The following is a 16,830-nucleotide window of genomic DNA, read 5'->3' as shown; positions in this document are numbered from 1 at the left end:
GCCACCTTACTGCCTGAACCGGCAATCAATTCTGCCCACGAACGAGATGAAAGAGCCACGACCGGAACAATGGAACCGGCACCCGCACCAGTGACCCTGGTGTCATCGGCGACCCCGGAACAGGAGAAAGCCGCCGATTCCCGGAAAAACTGGAAATCAGCGGCCCTCAACGACCCGATGAAACCGTTGGGCTAGCAGTCGCCGCAGGAAAGTCACCGACGAAGAAGGTGCGCTTCCTGAAAGTGACCGGGGCCGATAAAGAACGTGATGAAAAGGTCATCGAACGAGCCAGGATGCTGGCCGTACTGAAGTGCTACGTGACGAACCTTCCCATCGATACTGTTCCGGCCACAAAGGTGATCAGCGCCCATCACGACCTATGGCAAGTTGAAGCGTCGTTCAAGATGACGAAATCGGATCTGCGGGCCAGGCCGATCTTCCACAGGGAAAAAGACTCAATTGATGCCCATTTGACCGTGGTCTTCGCTGCGTTGGCTACCGGCCGGCACTTGCAGGAAATATCCGGGTTGCCCTAGAAGCGGCTGGTCAATTCCCTTGAAGCTGCGGGCTTCAAGGGTGCACATCAACGGGGATGAGATCACCTTCGATGCGCATGTGCCAGCAGATCTTGAAGAGTTAGTCAAGGGCTTGAAAAGGGGTTACTAAGCCATGGCACGAAACAGGTCATAGCCCTAAACACCCTTGACCGCGGCACAAACTGGCTATTCAACCAGCTGGTCACAGACCTTCAGATCAACGATTCTCGCCTGAAACTCAGCGTCCTGGGCAATCCGGCGGGCCAACATCCAGCGTCGCGCGGATGGGCCCCCGGCGGTGACCAGCTGCTCACCCGCCTAATCAAATGAATCTGAACGTGGTGGACACAGAGGCGCGCGTCTGGACAGGCACTGTGTATCCGATGGACCATACTGGCTCCAAGGTACGGTCGGTCCTTGACCTCCAACCTCGCAGGGGATCGTTTCCGCCCAGCACCGGTTCAAGGCGTGTTCCAGGACCAGATACTTCGAGGCGGAGTCCATCCGTACCCGTTCGTCGTTCAAACACCAGCGTATCGCCAAACTCAATCAGTTCGAAACGCCCATCAATGTTGAACCAAATCGTTGCTTCGCGGGATTCCTGATTATGAGAGTATACGGAATCCAGGACTTGCAATTTACGTCCCGGACGATAGACAACACGCCGACGATGGAGGTAATCGGTATGATTCGCACGAGCTGATATGTCAAATGACCCCGCGGTATGCGTGGCCTCGATGATGCCACTACCGTACGGGATACGTCCTCGACGAAGTTGGTCGGCCCCGTCCATCATCAGCGTGTTGTGTGCGCTGGTCCCCTCCACGTACTGACGTTCCATTGATGCGTAATAAAAACCTTGCGCGCGCTGAGGAGAGTCTGCAGGGAGGAAATCACCGTACCCGTAGCGACCGGAATCAACGAGAATCTCGGACCCTCGGTCGTACCAAACGATATTGAGATCATCGGCGTGCTTGTGGGCACGCGAGTGGAATGCTGCACTGAATGCCAGATAGCCCGCCGAAGCGATCTCTGAGGAGGTTTGAGGTGCGGGAGAACGAACAAAGGCATAACCCCCGTCATTGAACACGGCGAGCTCAGCGACAGGTGCGGTTCCGGACATGCCGCCGGTCAATACAAACTGCGTTTCCGGATCTAACGAGGTAGCGAGAACAGACTGCATTAGAGTGTCCTGAGTATCGCCGAATTGGACCAAATGTCCGTCCGGTTGGATCATCCATCCCAAAACGTGCGCTGCGCGTCGAATACGTTCGCGGATCTCTTCGTTTTGAATCAGCCCATCATTGATGGCTGCTTCGAAAGAGCTGAGTAACATTTGGTGATAACCAGGCGAATGTTCGAGATGCACGCCATCCTCTGCGAACTGCTTATCAACCATGACACTCATACGCTTGGCGCCTACATTTCCTGTGTATTCAATACCCGGAATGGCACGGCCAAACTTATGCAGGTGCAGCTGCGAGGCTGCGGTGTAGAAGCCATGGTTATTCCCCGGGTTGAACGCTTCGTCTTTGTGTAGCTCATCCATGTGCCGAAGGATACCGTCGAGAAGAATCGTAGCTTGGAGTCTCAGATCTTCGTATCTACTGACTCTACTCAAGAGATTGAGTAACCGAGGAGTCCGCAGTGCAAGCGACATTTCGTACCAGCCATCGAATCCTCCGGCGGCGTTGGCCCGAGGTAGATGCCCAACCAGTCCAGGGCTATAGCTACGGCAGTGTCAAGCCATAGGCGCTCTCCAGTCGCACTGTATTCCCGTAAAAGCGGATCCATGAACTCGAAAGCGTGAAGATGGAAACCCCAGGAGCGGTTTACTTCCCCGTAACGGACCATTCGAGCGTTTCCACCACGCGGATGGGCTCAAACTCGGCGTAAGTCCAGCCTTTCTCCATAATCTCTCGTGCGCATTGTTCTACGCCATCGACGGAAAACCAACTCCTAAGCGGCGGGAGCTCGGTATCGACAACCTCGTCAATTACGTCGCCGGGATTTATACCGCGACCGCGTAGTCGTAGCTCCGCTTCGAGAAGCTGCGACGACGGACCGACATAACCGAGTTGCCTGTAGACCTCGTAGTAGGCGCTGACGTTACTGTCCCAAGTGCGGTGATTACGTACCCACGATGCCGCATGCGAGCCCAGCTCGCCTCGTCGCTTTGGATCTGCTGCAAGCTCAAGTATCTTCTGGGCAAGGTCTTTTGCATCCCCAGCCTTGAAGACCTCGACAGACTGCGATTGGCGCGCGATTTCTTGCAAGGCGCCAACGTCGGACAGAATTACGGCTCGTCCCGTAGAAAATGCTTCGAAGGGTTTGAGCGGTGTAACTAGATCCGCTACCGCTGATGGTTTACGGGGCACGACGAAGATATCAATTAGCCCGTAGTAGCGCAGAATATCGGTGTGATGGACCCGACCAGTGAAGAAGACATCCTTAATGTCCTGGTCGACGGCATGTTTCCTGAGAGTGGGAAGGTAGTCTCCATCGCCGACCAGCAGCATACATATTGGTTTATCGGAGGCTGTATATGCCATCTTGTACGCATCGAGGAGGATATCGATGCCTTCGTACTCCACGACAGAGGAGATGTACCCGACGACCACAGCGTCTTCAGGAAGGCCTAGTTTTGACTTAAGTTCATCATCTACCCTTGAATTGGGAAGCTTTTAGGCTCTACGGAGTTCGGGACAATAGAGACTGCTGAGGCTCGATGGCGCCGTCTGCGGACTCTAGAATATGGTTTTGCATCACCTCTGCCAGCGTAAAGACGTGATCGGCGCGCTGGCGCACTATCTCCTCGGCACGCTTACGCAGAATGTATGCATCAGGCAGGCTGTACTTTTGGAAGATCTCTTCGGCGTTAGCGCCCCAGCCCTGGGCGGTGATCGTGCGCGACAACCACGACTCCTCCCAGAATCCCCGAGATTCATACACTGTCGGTATGCCATACTCCTTCCCAACCATCTGAGCAATCAAGGCGTTGAAGAAGTCCGACTGTGCGTGCAGGATGCTCGGTCGCAGCTGCTGTACAAGTAACGCCACATTTTTAACGGCCGAAACTAACCACTCGTCCAGGAGTGCTTCCTTTCGCGATGGCCCGGGAAGGAGATAGTAGTCGATTCCCTGGTGAGTGTAGCGTTCAGTCTCTTTGAGATTGCGGTCAGTGATCCCTGGCTGTCCGACGATAGCAACAGGCAGACCCTTCCTCGCCTGGGCGGTCGCGGTGTAGTGTGTACGCAACGTGTAACCCGTTTGAGTATCAGGTAATACACGCCCCACCATATGCAAGATCGGTCCTTCCGGGTCGTAACAGCTTCCTTCAGGGAAATCTGGTACATCGCGGTCATTGCAGGAGTACGCCGAGATTTCATGCTCTATCTTGGCAATTGCGCGGACATCATTTTCGCGCCTGGATTTACGAGCAACCACGCGGAGAACCTTCAACGCCTGTCCCCAGTAACCAGCAGCTCGGAGGCCACGGTAAATCGTGCGAAGGTCCGTAACGCTCAGATCATCTTGAAGATCGAAGTACTCAAGAAGGGGCTGGGTGCGCACGATGTCACCGCTAGTTATGTAGTCGTCGAGTAGGCGCTTCGCCACATCCATCGAGATGACGTCAGGAGGGTTCTGGCCCAGAATAAGGGAGACCTCGAACGTGGCACGGAGCATTTCGCGGGATAAGAGCTTCAAATCGTTCAGATCAGACTCGACTCTTTGCTTAAATTCAGAAGTGACCCGTTTCCGTAGCACGCGTATGTCTCTGTTGTTGCGTTCCACGAGATCTTTTGTCTGCGTCTGCATGGAATTCAAGTTTTTAACCGCTTTGACAAACGATGCAGCGGAATTACTCAGCAGCGCAAGTTCATTCTCGATGCTGGAAATCCTAGCGAACAGCGCCCGTTCAGTCCGGTCGAATTCTGCAACAGTCTGCTCCCGGAATTCTCGCATTGCGTCGAAACTCTTCGCATTGCCGACTGCGATCTCTTCAAGCTTTACAACGCGGCGTAGCAGTACGATTTCTCCGTCTTCTCGAAGTTGAACCGCTCAGCCAGGACCCGTTCACGCGCTTCTAGGTTATTCGCCTTAGTCGATAATTGGCGAGTTAATGCGGAAGATCGTGCAGCCACACGAAAGACGGACGCGCCAATCATAACGATGAGACCGATTCCAAGGACCCCAGCTAGTAGGGCGAGAATCCACGAGTCTGTGACGGCCGCAATTGCTAGGAGAGAAATCGTGAGGGCTCCGGCCCCGCCGCCAACCACCAGCAGCCTACGAAGATTCGGTATCATTATTTCAAAGCCTCATTCCTGATTTTCCAAAGTCAATCCTATATCGCTCGTCAGGAAGAAGCGGCGTTCTGATTCCTATTGAATCTACTAGCCTGTAGATTGACGCGACCAAGATGCTGAACCTGCACAACTACCCGCTGGGCAACCGGATTTATCTGCTAGCCGAGCCGTTGCATGCGGGGGTGCCCCTATGTATTTTGTCAAGCACTTTTTAGTGCTGGTAGGTCATAGAACGAACCGTCTCGAACCATAACGAACAAGACCGTGAGTCGTCGATGAGCCAGTGCGATCAGGGCTTGGTTATGGCGTTTTTCTTGGGCTCGTTTGCGGTCGTAGTAGGCGCGACTGACCGGGTCGAAGCGGATGGAGGTGAACGCGGAGAAGAACAAGGCGCGTTTGAGCCGTTTGTTGCCTGAATGGCCCAACCGCTCGGATTTGATCGAGGTACCCGACTGACTGAAGCTGATCCTTGAAACGGATCCGGAGCTGGGGGTGATCTATGCGATCAAGGAGCACGTGAGAGAACTGCTGAAAACCCGGGATATTGATGAGTTCCAGTCACGGTGGGCGGTACTGAAGAAGTCTGTGAAGGCCACGAAAATGGTTGAGACGAAGTCCTTGTTCCGCACGCACACGGCATGGCGTAGGGAGCTGCTGGTCTTCGTGCGGACCCGGCTGACCAATGCCAGGAGCGAGGCGGCGAATCAGACGGCGAAGAACCTGAAACGAATCGGGAGAGGTTATCGCAATCATGGGCACTACCGGCTTCGAATATTGTTGTACACGGCGGGGCTACGGCCGTGCTGAGCATCATGCACCACACTGAACTTTTAAGAGCCTCCATAAGCCGTACGGCGCGCAAAAGCTGTTGCGCAAGTATGCCAACTACAGTCTTCTGGTTCTTGATGAGTGGCTGTTGGATCCGCCAGGCGCAGAGTTCACGCGGTTCGTCTTCGAGCTCATGGAGCGAAGGTATGACGCCGCGTCAACGATTTTCTGCACCCAGTACAAGCAGTGGGACTGGCATGCCCGGCTGGGTGCGGGTGCGTTGGCGGACGCGGTCATGGACCGCATCGTACAAAACACGATCCGGGTTGAGACCGGGGGGTTCAATATGCGCGAGGCGTACTCGCGGACCGAACACTAGACCCATGATGCGTTCGCGGTGAAGTTCCTTGTTGAGAGCCGTCGGTCAACTGCTACGGTTGGCGGGTGGCTCTGAACGAGAATATTGAACCGCTTTGAACGGCAATAACGGGTGGCTCCCAGTGGGAATATCGGTGGCTCTGCAAGCTCCGAATATTGACTGCTGGTCTCCGACGGCAATAACGCTGGTCCCTAGAGGTAATATCCGGTGGTACCCCAACCTACTAACACTCACACGACCGAGACCGTGAGTTCCGGCATCCATACCTGTGCGGGAAGTGCCATCGTCGACCTCGAACATGAGAAACGCCGCCAGATGTCGCAAAGCATAGGGATTAGCGGCTCTTCGCAATTGAGGGTGTAAACCAGCACGTCCGGTGACAGGGTTTTTCGGGCGTGTCGCTGGGAAGGAAAAGTCGAGGTCTTCACGAGAATGGAAGTTCCTACACGACCGTTTTCGAAAGACCCCGACGATGCCCCATCCTACCGTCACCGCCCTGATCTGACCACGTTCTGCCGCCTTGATGAGCTAAGACTGATCGCCTACGGGCAGCGGCTGCTTCCTTCGCGTCCCGAACTTTTGTGCCGGGTCGCCCAGGAAGAGTCGTGGTGCCGGCGGTGCGGGCAGGCAGGTGTTCCCCGGGGCACCGTGGTGCGCCGCCTGGCTCATGAGCCAGTGGCTGGAGGCCGACCACGCTGGTGATCCGGGTGCGCCGGTACCGGTGCGGGGATTGGTGGCCGGGTCTGGCGCCAAGACACCAGCGGTGCGGCCGCACCACGGGCGAAGATCTCACGCGCAGGGCTGCGCTGGGCGCGGGCCGGGATCGTGTGTCAGCACCTGTCTATGGCACGGATTGCCGAGGGGCTGGGGGTGTCCTGGAATACCGCCAATGACGCGGTGCTCGCCGAAGGGCAGCGCTTGCTGATTAGCCGGCCCGAACGCTGTGACGGGGTGAAGGTGATCGGGGTGGATGAGCACGTGTGGCGCCACACCCGCACGGGGGACAAATACGTCACGGTGATCATTGATCTGACTCCGGTGGCTCAGGGCACCGGCCCGGCTCGGCTGCTGGACATGGTGGCCGGGCGCTTCAAGGCAGTGTTCAAGTCCTGGCTCGCCGACCGCGATCAGGCGTGGCGAGACGGGATTGAAGTGGTGGCCATGGGCGGATTCACTGGTTTCAAGACCGCCGCCACCGAAGAGCTACCGGACGTGGTCGAGGTGATGGATCCCTTCCATGTGGTGCGTCTGTCCGCCGAGGCATTGGATAAGTGCCGGCAGCGCATCCAGCAGCACACCTGCGGGCACCGCGGGCGCAAAGGAAACCCGCTCTATGCCTCCCGCCGGACCCTGCTGACCGGGGATGAGCTGCTCACCGACAAACAGACCCAGCGACTAGAAGAGCTCTTCGCCGATGAACAGCATGAACCAGTCGAGCTGACCTGGAACGTGTATCAGCGCATTGTGGACGCCTACCGGCAACCGGATCGGAAGATTGGCCGGTGGGCGTTGAGGCAGGCCATCGACCTGTTCACCGCGAAGGTTCCCCAGCAGCTGAGCGAGCTGGCCTCGCTGGGCAGGGCGTTGAAACGGCGTTCCGGGGACATCCTGGCCTACTTCGGCCGGGAAGGCACCTCGAATGGGCCACCGAAGCAATCAACGGCAGGCTGGAACACCTGCGCGGATCGGCCCTGGGGTTGAGGAACCTGGCGAACTATATCGCCCATTATTGGAAGCGGGCGGATTCAGGCCCCGGTTACACCCTCAATTGTGAAGAGCCGGATTAGCCGGTACCCATGCAAAGGCGAAATCCTGGACCTATGAATTGCGACCATGCAACCAATGAATAACCCGAGTTGCGGACACGCACGAAAGCCTTGCCGATACAGTGCGTACATCTAATTTTAACTCGTCTTTTAGGAAGCCCGCGGAAATTAGCAAAGTCGGGAATGAAGCATTCCCTGATCGCAACTACTCTTTCGTGAATTCGATCGTGGTGGCGGTACTAGCGGCTAACTCGATTTCGAGATGCCCGTCGATATTTTTTTTCATACCGTTACTCTTTGCTGAGATCGGTGCAGGAACGGCAAATGCCGTGTCCTCGATCGATTCGTTGTCGGGCCCATAAAGCTGGGCTGCGCGAGTGGCTCGATAACCCATGGGAACGGAAATTTTTATCGGATTGAAAGAATATTCGGATGCATTGTTTTTGTTAATGACGGTAACTAAAATTGTGTCATTTTTCGACCTCACAGCATAGGAACGTAAATTATTATCACCGGAAGCACTGATTTTTAGAAAACGTCCTCCACTGCTGATTTGACTCAGGCGCATAGCTAGAAAATTTGGTTGCGCCAGTAGCTCTCCTTCACCCTTGGCGCCGGCACCCTCCGCGGAGCAGAGCACGGACATGGGAGCCCCTCCTCGCAAGCGCCGAGCATCGAGTGCATGTTCATGCGTTCAACGCCCTGTTGGGCAGCCGAGAAAATATGATCCACCGTCCAGAGTGCCGCGGCGTGAGTCTTTGAAGTATTGTTAGTGCCCGGGCAACTCGTCGACCCGGTTTCCTCTACCCATAGGGGCACCTTTGCCTTTTTGGCCTTGGCGAGCCCGATGCTAAACATCTTGCTCGAGCTTTTCCCAACAATCGGATTCAAAAGATTCTCCACTCGGGGCCACGACCAGGCACGGCAGTAGACGAACATTCGTAAGTTGCGTAGTAGTGTTGAGTGAGTGCAGCAGTATTCGGAATTTCCGCCGCCAAGAATGCACTCATCCAGGATCCATCAAACACGTCTGGGCCAATAATCGGGACATCAGATTCGACCTCAGCGTCAAGGGCTTCGATGTAGCGGCGTACCTGCTTAATGTACTCGCTTTCATTCCACGTTTCGGGTTCGCGTAATTTCAGACCAGTACGGGCGCCGCTGGTGAATCCGTCGGGTTCATTGCCAATGGAGATTCCCACTAGATGCTCACCGAAGATCGCAGCTGCATGTTTTGTCATCTCTGCACCGCGTTTGGGATCGAAAGTACCAAGTGGAATACCCAAGGTTACCTTCGCGTCGATCTTTTGCACCGTTTTCATCACTCGCCTCAAATCTTGAGGCGTGACTAAAGTTTTTCCCTCGGGTGCTTTCTCCCCCGTAGAGCTCCAAAAGATATTGCGGTCAAGTTTATTGCCACCGAAACGCAGCCCTGGTTTACCAAGGGCCAGCAACATCTCGTCGAGATTTCCTACATCCGGATCCCACCGTGGATCACTCAGTTCTGTGGACTCGAACGAGATCCCGATATTCTGCTCACTCAGGAAGGTTCCTAAATTGGTGCCCTCCAGAGTGAAGGTCGCGCTCCGCCCCTCAGTCCGATCGTTGAAGCTCTGATTGAACTCTCGTTTTAATTCAGGCGCAGCTTAGGCTGGGAAGGCGATTCGATATGCGACTCTTGTTGTCGGATTGCGTCGGATTCCTGAACGCACGATGTACCGAGAACCACCAAGCCACACAGGGCGAGTGAAACACCGTATTTTTTCGCTGCTGTAAACAGAAAGTTTCTCCCAAAATTGACGCGTGTTTCCAAGCATACGGAAACGCGAATTATTTTATTCGAGTTGTGACTGCTAATCAGAGAGTTAACAGACTGGCTTAGTTGGAGATAAACTCCGTATCCCTGAAATGTCCGCTGGGGACTGCTCTCTATTGAAACCGCACTGCAGTGATCAATACGGCAAGCAAGGTTCGCTTTCCAACATTGATCTGGAAGAGAACATTCATTCAGACACGTGCAAAGCTTTGACCGCTAGTTCTAGAACGTGTTTCTAGAACGAGCGGACCAACGCGAAGAAACTAGCTCTTCAAGTTAATCTCACGCGCAACGCTTGCTCCAATAGCTGCGCCCACCACACCCAACACACCTTGCGGAAGCGCTGAATCAATATTGATCACGGCGACGGCATCTCCGTGCTTCTCATCGCGCGATACCTGCATGCCCGCAATATTAATGCCCTGTTCCCCCAATACACTGCCGAGGCTGCCGATGATGCCGGGACGGTCGTTGTAACGCACCACGATCATGTGATCAGAAATCGGGATCTCAATTTCATAACCGTTGATGCCAACCAGTTTCTCGACCTGCTTCGGACCGGTGAGGGTGCCAGCGATCGACAGCTGGGCACCATCGTGGGAAGCACCCTTGATGGTCAACTGGTTGCGGTACTCGGGGGAATCCGGTGTGGTTATCAAGCGGGTAGCGACACCACGCTGTTCCGCAAGTACCGGTGCGTTTACGTAGGAGACCTGCTCGGACACTACATCCATGAACACGCCTTTAAGAGCAGAGAGCTCGAGAGCCTTGACGTCCAAGGAAGCGATCTCGCCAGCGACCTCAACGTCAATACTGGTGAGTGAACCAGTAGTTACAGCATTGAAGATCCTACCCAGCTTCTCGATGAGCGGTATTCCGGGGCGAACGTTCTCGTCAATGACACCGCCAGCCACGTTGACAGCGTCCGGCACCAGTTCACCGGCCAACGCCAGACGTACCGATTTAGCCACTGACACGCCAGCCTTCTCCTGGGCTTCGTCGGTGGAAGCACCCAAGTGTGGGGTGACGGTGACGTTATCGAACTCGAAGAACGGCAGGTCGGTGCTGGGTTCCTTAGCGAATACGTCGATGCCCGCGCCGGCGATTTCTTCGTTCTTCAGCGCTTCGTAGAGGGCTTCCTCGTCCACCAGGCCGCCCCGAGCCACGTTAACCACGTACGCGCTGTCCTTCATCTTGCGGAAGGCATCCTTGCCGAGCATCCCCATAGTCTCCGGGGTCCTCGGCATATGGATCGAGATGAAGTCCGCCTGTTTCAGCAGCTCGTCCAAACTCAACAGTGTTACGCCCAACTGCTGGGCGCGGGTCGGGGTGATGTAGGGGTCGTAAGCAACAATGTCCATGCCGAAACCCTGTAGGCGTTGGGCCACCAGTGCTCCGATGCGACCCAGGCCGATGATGCCAGCCTTCTTCTCGAAAAGTTCCACCCCCGTGAAGGAGCTGCGCTTCCACGCACCGCCCTTCAGTGACGCGTTGGCCGCAGGAATCCGGCGCGCCAGCGACACGATGTGGCCCACGGTTAGTTCCGCGGCCGAGATGATGTTCGAGGTCGGGGCATTCACAACCATGACACCAGCCTGGGTGGCTGCTTTGATGTCCACATTGTCCAGACCAACACCGGCGCGGGCAATCACCTTGAGGTTCTTCGCTGCTGCAATCGCTTCCGCGTCCACCTGCGTGGCGGAACGAACAAGGATGGCGTCGACATCGACGATGGAGGCGAGTAGCTGGGAGCGGTCCGCGCCGTCCGCCTGACGAATTTCAAAGTCTGGACCGAGGGCGGCGACAGTGGCGGGAGAGAGCTGTTCGGCCAGAAGTACTACGGGCTTGTTGTCAGACACGAGGGTGGCACCTTTGCGATTTCATTGGGCTGGTGGCTTGCATGGGGCTCTTGAGGAAGAGCACTGTTAATCAGGCTAGCCCTTTCGGAACGGTCTTTAGCCTTGAATTCCTGCATGTTACGACGGAATCATCTTACTTTGTGAAATTTCACGAGACGGCCGTCCGGTATCAATATTGACCGGAATTAGACAGCCGCAGTCACCACGTACGCGTGCTGTACTCATCGGGCGTGCCGTTCGGACCCGCTCGTATCTTCACCCCTCCTCTCACGGCTGTGGTCTCTCGGCCGGGTGACTCGGCCCGCGCGTGAAACGCCCTGCATCTTGTGAAATGCCTTACCTGCGGGTGTCAAACTAACGCAGATCAGAACGGCAGCTCGGCATGTGGCGATGCTTTACCCGATAAGGCTCATAACCTTCGAATACTAGAGGTCATCATTCTTTTAGAACACTGAAGAAGGAAGGAGCTCTCGACTCTCTTGTACTCTCCGCTGGCTAATCCTTCCTGCATGCAGGAAAACAAGGCACCTTTATAACGGTTTGCTAACGATATTGGGCGCATGTCACCATGTTTGACGGTCGGCGCGACTTTTTGCCTTCGGTGCCACGCGTCTCCCCCTCCCTACCCTGGGTTTGCAAGCCGGGTCAACCCGACGCAGACCACGAACTAGTCCTATGATTTGAGGCCAACTTTGACGACCGTTTACGAGACCCCCAGCTCGCGACGTCGACCGACTAAGAAACGAGTGATTCAGGCTCTGGCAGTAACTGCCGCCCTAACCACAACGCTCACTGTCGTGCCCCCTATAGCTGGCGAGAGCCCTAACGCAATCGCAGCCACCAATTACTCAGTGGGCAAAGCCATTGTCAGCGACTCGATGAACCGCACGCAATCGTCGGGGTGGGGCGAATACTCCTCCGCGGTTTCCTACTCCAGCAACGGAGCCGATTTTTCCGTCAACGGATCGCGCGCCCTTATCAAGCTGCCGGCTTCTGGAAAGACCAAGCTGTCAACACTGACTACAAGCTGCAAGACGTAGTTACCACCTATAAGGTCTCCGCCGACAAGCTCGCCTCGAGCGGTGCCGGCATCTATTCGTCGCTACACGCCCGAAAGTCCACAGCTGGTGACTATCGCGCCACTCTTCGTGTGTCTCCAAGAGGTGTCGCGTATTTGGAGCTCAACAGGTGGACCAGCAATGGCATGAAAGGGCTTGCAGCTCCTGTAAAGCTCGGCTTCAGCGTTGCTGCCAATCAGCAAGTAAACATCAAGCTTGAAGTCACCGGAAAGCCGTCCGTAAACGTTCGGGCCAAGGCATGGCCAGTGGGAAGCAAGGAGCCCGCTGGCTGGAACACGTCGGCCACTGATTCCTCTAAGGAGGCCCTGACGGCGCCTGGAACTGTGGAGGTCAGCGCTTACCGTGGGAACAAGAGCCCGGCAGCAACCCTTTCCTATGACGACCTGGTCATCGCTCCGATGAAATCAACCAGCGCAGCGAATACCGCTCCGGTCGCTCCTACCACGCCGCCTTCTTCATCATCGGATGGCTATGTTGCGGGATGGGGAACTCCTGTGTGGCAAGATGAGTTCTCCGGAGCCCTGTCCAAGTGGACTGTGCGCGATGATGCAACCCATGGTGTTTTGTCCTACGACCGCGCCATCATCAAGAAGGAGAATGCCAGCACCAAGGACGGTGTGCTGACCATCAAGGGCAAGCGCATGAACATGCCGGTAGTCAAAAGTGGAACGCGTGAGTTTTCCACCGGGTACATCGACAGTATTGGCAAGTTTTCACAAAAGTACGGCCGATGGGAAATGCGTGCACAGTTGCCACTGACTAAGGCAATGCCAAGGGTATTTGGCCAGCATTCTGGCTCCGCCCGGATGGTGCCAAGACCGGCGGTGAGATCGACATCATGGAGGCCTACGGAACTCCGCATAGCGCAAACACCTCATTCGATCCATTCAATCGCAGCGAAGGCACGCTTCACTACGATCAGACGGGCAAGAGCAAGACCAACTCCTGGATTCCGGTTACCGATCTTTCCGGCGGCTTCCATACATGGGCTTTCGAGTGGACTCCTGAGGGAATGACCTGGCTCTTCGACGGGAAGCCCTTCAAGACAGTCAAGCGTGCAGGGAACGCAGCATATGAGAAGGCCTTCGAGACGGCTGCCAAGTTCCACATTCGTCTGAACATGCAATATGGATCTCCGTATTGGGGTATGCCTGACTCAACCACGAAAGATACCGCGGACTTCAAAATCGACTATGTGCGTGCATGGTCGTATAAGGGCTGAATGCCGCTACCCGAGGGCCTCATTTGAAGGCCCGATCGTCCTCAACTCTCACCCCGTTTTGACGTTCAAGGCTTTAGACGTTCGCAGTACTGTCCTCGAGCCAGGGCAGTGCAGCCAAAATGGGAACCGCTCGGCTGAAACACATCGGCCGAGCGATTCTCATTTCTCCTAGGTACAGGCAGGCTGGCCCGTGTCGCGCGATAGAGGGGCCTGAATCCTGTTTGCATCAACAGGGTTGCAAATGCCTGAGTGCATTATGGAGGATTCTTGACCGCAAAAGGACCGGGGTGCGAGATACGGGTCAACCAGCCTAACCAGTTCCGAAGTCCTTCAACCGAGGTTTTCACTCGCTGCTGGGTCTTGGTGCTTGTGAGTTCGGCGCAGAACCTGGCGCACCACCGGTTCCAGTCCAAGTCGTTCACTGAACCTCACGCTAATCAAGACATAGACCGGCAAGGCTATTGCCAGCTGAAGTGCGGCGGTAAGAAGATCTGGCCCGAGCAGACTGCGCATCAGCAAACCTCCCGCTCCAAAAATTACCAAACTGGTTGCGGCCAACGGGATGAGTTCACGCACGGGAGCACCGAACCGCATGGTTCGTGCAACTTGCATGGTTGCCAAAGCACAGTCAACGAGCACAGCAAGAGACCACGCTGTGATCGCTCCCATGAGGCCCCAAAGCGGTACCAGGCAGAGATTGGCCGCGAGGGCCACAAATAAGGCGCTAAGTTTATTGCCCAGCTGCCATCGGCTTTTGCCTCCCATGAGCAGCATACTCTGGACGCCCCCTGCTGAGACCACAAGCATCATGACCATACTGATGATCGCCAGCGGCAACGCCCCCTCAGCGAACCCCGGGCCGAACAGGGAAAGAACGCCTTCTCCGAAAATGGCCAGCGTAAGGTAAAAGGGCCAAGCGCACCAGACCAGTAGTTTCGCGGTGTCACCGAACAAGCGTTTTGCTTCAAGGTGTTTTCCCGCAGCTAGACACGCGCTCAACATCGGCCCTGTCACCAACCGAGCAGTGTGTTCAAGCATGACTCCGAGACGGACGTACCTGTTCACCGCTCCATAGATCCCCGCTGCTGCGGGCCCCAGGAACACGGCGACGGCGATGACGTCAATCCATTCCAACACGGTCTCTACCAGCGCGCTGACCCCTCGCGCTGAAGAAAAGCTCCAGAATCTGCGAAAGGAGTGGTCGGGGTTTTGCGCCGTGACGCTTCCTGGCCCCGCGTTGTCCTCCGCGAGGCTGAAGTGAACGACTGCGCGCCATGTAGCGATGCCTGCCACCATCGCCGCCAGGAGCACCGGGATCGCCCACGATGTGGCCAGTTGCAGCAGGCTGCCGCCCAGATAGATGGCAAGTGCGACAGCGCAGAACCGTGCTGCCGGTAGCAGGACATTCTGAATGGCACTGAAGCTTGCCACGCGCCCCATGCCTCGCATGGCACCGAACCCCAGGTTCATGATCGCGGCGGGAACGAGCATGGGGGCCATGACGCGTATGACTTCGCAGAGCCCTGGCACCCCCAATAGCTGCTCCAAGGTTTCGGCGTACACCCAAAAGACCACACTCACTATGGTTGCAATGGCGAGCACTGGGAGTCCGGCGATGACCAGAGTACTGCGCAGGTGCTTGGCAGTGCCCATAACCTTTTGAGCAGCGAGCGTGCGTACGAGCCCGGTATCGGCACCAAAGGTGACAAATACGCTCGCGATGGAGAAGAACGCCATGATCTGGAAGAAGATTCCGGCGCCCTCTTCACCGATTTGATTACCCACGTAGAGCGTGATGCCAAACGCCAGAGCCGCCCCACAGAGAACGCTCGCAAAAGTCAGTACGGTAGTGCGCGCCGTACTCTCCTTTCGGCCGGAAGGAATCGTTGCCAGCACCGGGTCACCCATTTGCACCCACATACCTTTGCCGCAGCAGCATGGCCAAGACAATGGTCAAGACAGCTAGCTGGAGAACTGAAAGTCCGTAGAAGGGGATCAAGGACATGCCGGCGAGAAGTGATGCGTGCAGCCAGACATCGGACACCGTAGATTGCCGCCAGGTCCGAATCATTCCGCCAGTAAAAAAGTAGAGAAATAATGTGAGCCCCACGAATCCATAGCAAAACATCAGCGTCCATAGGAAGCCTTGCGAGCCCAGTGATACCCCGATAGTCGTCGATGGTCGGGGTTCCGTGTCCCAGAATCGGGGCCTGCAGACTCTGTTCCCAGGTTTTTGCGTAGAGCGACATGCGGCCACCGGTTGAATCGCTGTACTCCTGCCGACCCAAAATCTCACCGATGGCTCCGCTTGTTACCAGCCATACACCCAGGGCGGTGACTCCGGAGAAAACGGCGGCAGCGATCCGCCAATGGCCGAGACCCACGTGTCGGACTAGCGCGTATGCGACGGCGATCGCCAGCCCGACAAACATCCCGCGGTTGCTCGTGGCCACTGCCGGAATAAATGACAGCGCCAAGAGCATGCCCAAAAGCAGACTTACTCTTCGATTGCGCGTCATCGCGATCCGGGCAACGACGACGGGGACGAGTATCGCGAACGCAGCCCCCCAGCTATTGGCGTAGGGGAAGGGTGCAGCGGGGCGAAAGAACGGCTCCGGAGCACCCCATGGTCTCTGGACTTCAGCTAACGGCGGTGCCACGAGGTTGCGTACCAGCTCGTTCGAACTAATGGATTCAGGAAGCACGAAGCCCAGCGGAGTTTTCAATCTGACTTCGGGTATCACCAGGGCTAAGAAGCCCAATCCAACTATCGCGACCCAGAGAATCACCAAATAGTTGACGATGCGCGTCTTAGGTAGCGAATATCCCGCGTTCGCAACATACAGCATACTCACCCCGGCCAAAACGATGTCCATGACACGTATGCCGAAACCCAGCAGATCCCCTGCCCCATGAACATTGACAATTGCTGCTACCGCCCAGATGAGGAACAAGAACCATGGCGCCATGCCAGGGGTGAAAATAACCCGCTTCGAGTTCAGGAGGTAGAAGATCATGATTGTGCTCAGGATTGGCGGAAGAACGGGAACAGCTCCCAAAAACCACCAGACGGGGAACCCAATAATGAGTGCGAA

10 protein-coding genes and 4 pseudogenes are annotated in these 16,830 nt (G+C 56.1%); 5 read left to right on the top strand and 9 right to left on the bottom strand.

Annotation, left to right across the window (positions count from 1 at the left end):
* Positions 1–227 precede the first annotated feature (227 nt).
* Complete coding sequence (locus JCM19049_RS00975) at positions 228–536, top strand: hypothetical protein (RefSeq protein WP_054820523.1); 309 nt, start codon at positions 228–230, stop codon at positions 534–536.
* A 322-nt stretch (positions 537–858) separates the two neighbouring features.
* Here the strand turns inward: JCM19049_RS00975 and JCM19049_RS00970 are convergent, their stop codons facing one another.
* The 4 genes and pseudogenes from JCM19049_RS00970 to JCM19049_RS17665 all read right to left on the bottom strand — a co-directional run.
* Positions 859–2,085, bottom strand: a complete 1,227-nt coding sequence (locus JCM19049_RS00970) for a heparinase II/III family protein (protein ID WP_279402158.1) — start codon at positions 2,083–2,085, stop codon at positions 859–861.
* 283 nt (positions 2,086–2,368) lie between these two features.
* Positions 2,369–3,184: pseudogene (locus JCM19049_RS00965) on the bottom strand (glycosyltransferase family 4 protein); the annotation flags it as partial.
* A gap of 43 nt (positions 3,185–3,227) precedes the next feature.
* Entirely contained in the window at positions 3,228–4,502 is a 1,275-nt protein-coding gene (locus JCM19049_RS00960) for a glycosyltransferase (RefSeq protein WP_054820520.1), read from the bottom strand.
* A gap of 544 nt (positions 4,503–5,046) precedes the next feature.
* A pseudogene (locus JCM19049_RS17665) lies at positions 5,047–5,301 on the bottom strand (transposase); the annotation flags it as partial.
* Position 5,302: 1 nt separating this feature from the next.
* Here JCM19049_RS17665 and JCM19049_RS00950 point away from each other — a divergent pair.
* The 3 genes and pseudogenes from JCM19049_RS00950 to JCM19049_RS00940 form a co-directional block, all read left to right on the top strand.
* Positions 5,303–5,653, top strand: a pseudogene (locus JCM19049_RS00950) (transposase); the annotation flags it as partial.
* Positions 5,654–5,714: 61 nt separating this feature from the next.
* Complete coding sequence (locus tag JCM19049_RS00945) at positions 5,715–5,993, top strand: ATP-binding protein (RefSeq protein WP_279402157.1); 279 nt, start codon at positions 5,715–5,717, stop codon at positions 5,991–5,993.
* 472 nt (positions 5,994–6,465) lie between these two features.
* Positions 6,466–7,767 (top strand): annotated as a pseudogene (locus tag JCM19049_RS00940) (ISL3 family transposase).
* A gap of 197 nt (positions 7,768–7,964) precedes the next feature.
* Here JCM19049_RS00940 and JCM19049_RS17660 read toward each other — a convergent pair.
* From JCM19049_RS17660 to serA, 3 genes are all read right to left on the bottom strand, one after another.
* Positions 7,965–8,405 (bottom strand): hypothetical protein, encoded by a 441-nt coding sequence (locus tag JCM19049_RS17660; protein WP_279402156.1) that lies wholly within the window; start codon positions 8,403–8,405, stop codon positions 7,965–7,967.
* A 241-nt stretch (positions 8,406–8,646) separates the two neighbouring features.
* Positions 8,647–9,216 carry a hypothetical protein gene (locus tag JCM19049_RS17655; protein WP_279402155.1) on the bottom strand — a complete coding sequence of 190 codons (570 nt, stop codon included), beginning with the start codon at positions 9,214–9,216 and terminating at the stop codon, positions 8,647–8,649.
* 622 nt (positions 9,217–9,838) lie between these two features.
* On the bottom strand, positions 9,839–11,434 hold the full coding sequence (gene serA, locus JCM19049_RS00930; RefSeq protein WP_054820516.1) for a phosphoglycerate dehydrogenase: 1,596 nt from the start codon (positions 11,432–11,434) through the stop codon (positions 9,839–9,841).
* 1,857 nt (positions 11,435–13,291) lie between these two features.
* On the opposite strand from serA, the gene JCM19049_RS22920 reads away from it, so the two are divergent.
* Entirely contained in the window at positions 13,292–13,735 is a 444-nt protein-coding gene (locus tag JCM19049_RS22920; protein WP_374700194.1) for a glycoside hydrolase family 16 protein, read from the top strand.
* A gap of 330 nt (positions 13,736–14,065) precedes the next feature.
* Here JCM19049_RS22920 and JCM19049_RS00915 read toward each other — a convergent pair whose 3' ends face one another.
* Together JCM19049_RS00915 and JCM19049_RS00910 are read right to left on the bottom strand one after the other, a co-directional pair.
* A complete protein-coding gene (locus tag JCM19049_RS00915) occupies positions 14,066–15,631 on the bottom strand; it encodes an oligosaccharide flippase family protein (RefSeq protein ID WP_054820513.1) in 1,566 nt (521 codons plus the stop codon).
* Positions 15,574–16,752, bottom strand: coding sequence for an O-antigen ligase family protein (locus JCM19049_RS00910; RefSeq protein WP_279402153.1), 1,179 nt, complete (start codon positions 16,750–16,752; stop codon positions 15,574–15,576). The genes JCM19049_RS00915 and JCM19049_RS00910 overlap by 58 nt, the downstream gene beginning before the upstream one ends.
* Between the last annotated feature and the right edge of the window lie 78 nt (positions 16,753–16,830).

This window comes from Arthrobacter sp. JCM 19049 (assembly GCF_001310435.1).
This window is presented reverse-complemented; position numbering and strand designations above follow the sequence as displayed.

Bases quoted from the DNA above. Each gene is read 5' to 3' on its own strand.
- JCM19049_RS00970 (WP_279402158.1), bottom strand. From the start codon at position 2,085: ATGGATGAGCTACACAAAGACGAAGCGTTCAACCCGGGGAATAACCAT.
- JCM19049_RS00960 (WP_054820520.1), bottom strand. From the start codon at position 4,502: ATGCGAGAATTCCGGGAGCAGACTGTTGCAGAATTCGACCGGACTGAA.
- JCM19049_RS17660 (WP_279402156.1), bottom strand. From the start codon at position 8,405: ATGTCCGTGCTCTGCTCCGCGGAGGGTGCCGGCGCCAAGGGTGAAGGA.
- JCM19049_RS17655 (WP_279402155.1), bottom strand. From the start codon at position 9,216: ATGTTGCTGGCCCTTGGTAAACCAGGGCTGCGTTTCGGTGGCAATAAA.
- JCM19049_RS00910 (WP_279402153.1), bottom strand. From the start codon at position 16,752: ATGATCTTCTACCTCCTGAACTCGAAGCGGGTTATTTTCACCCCTGGC.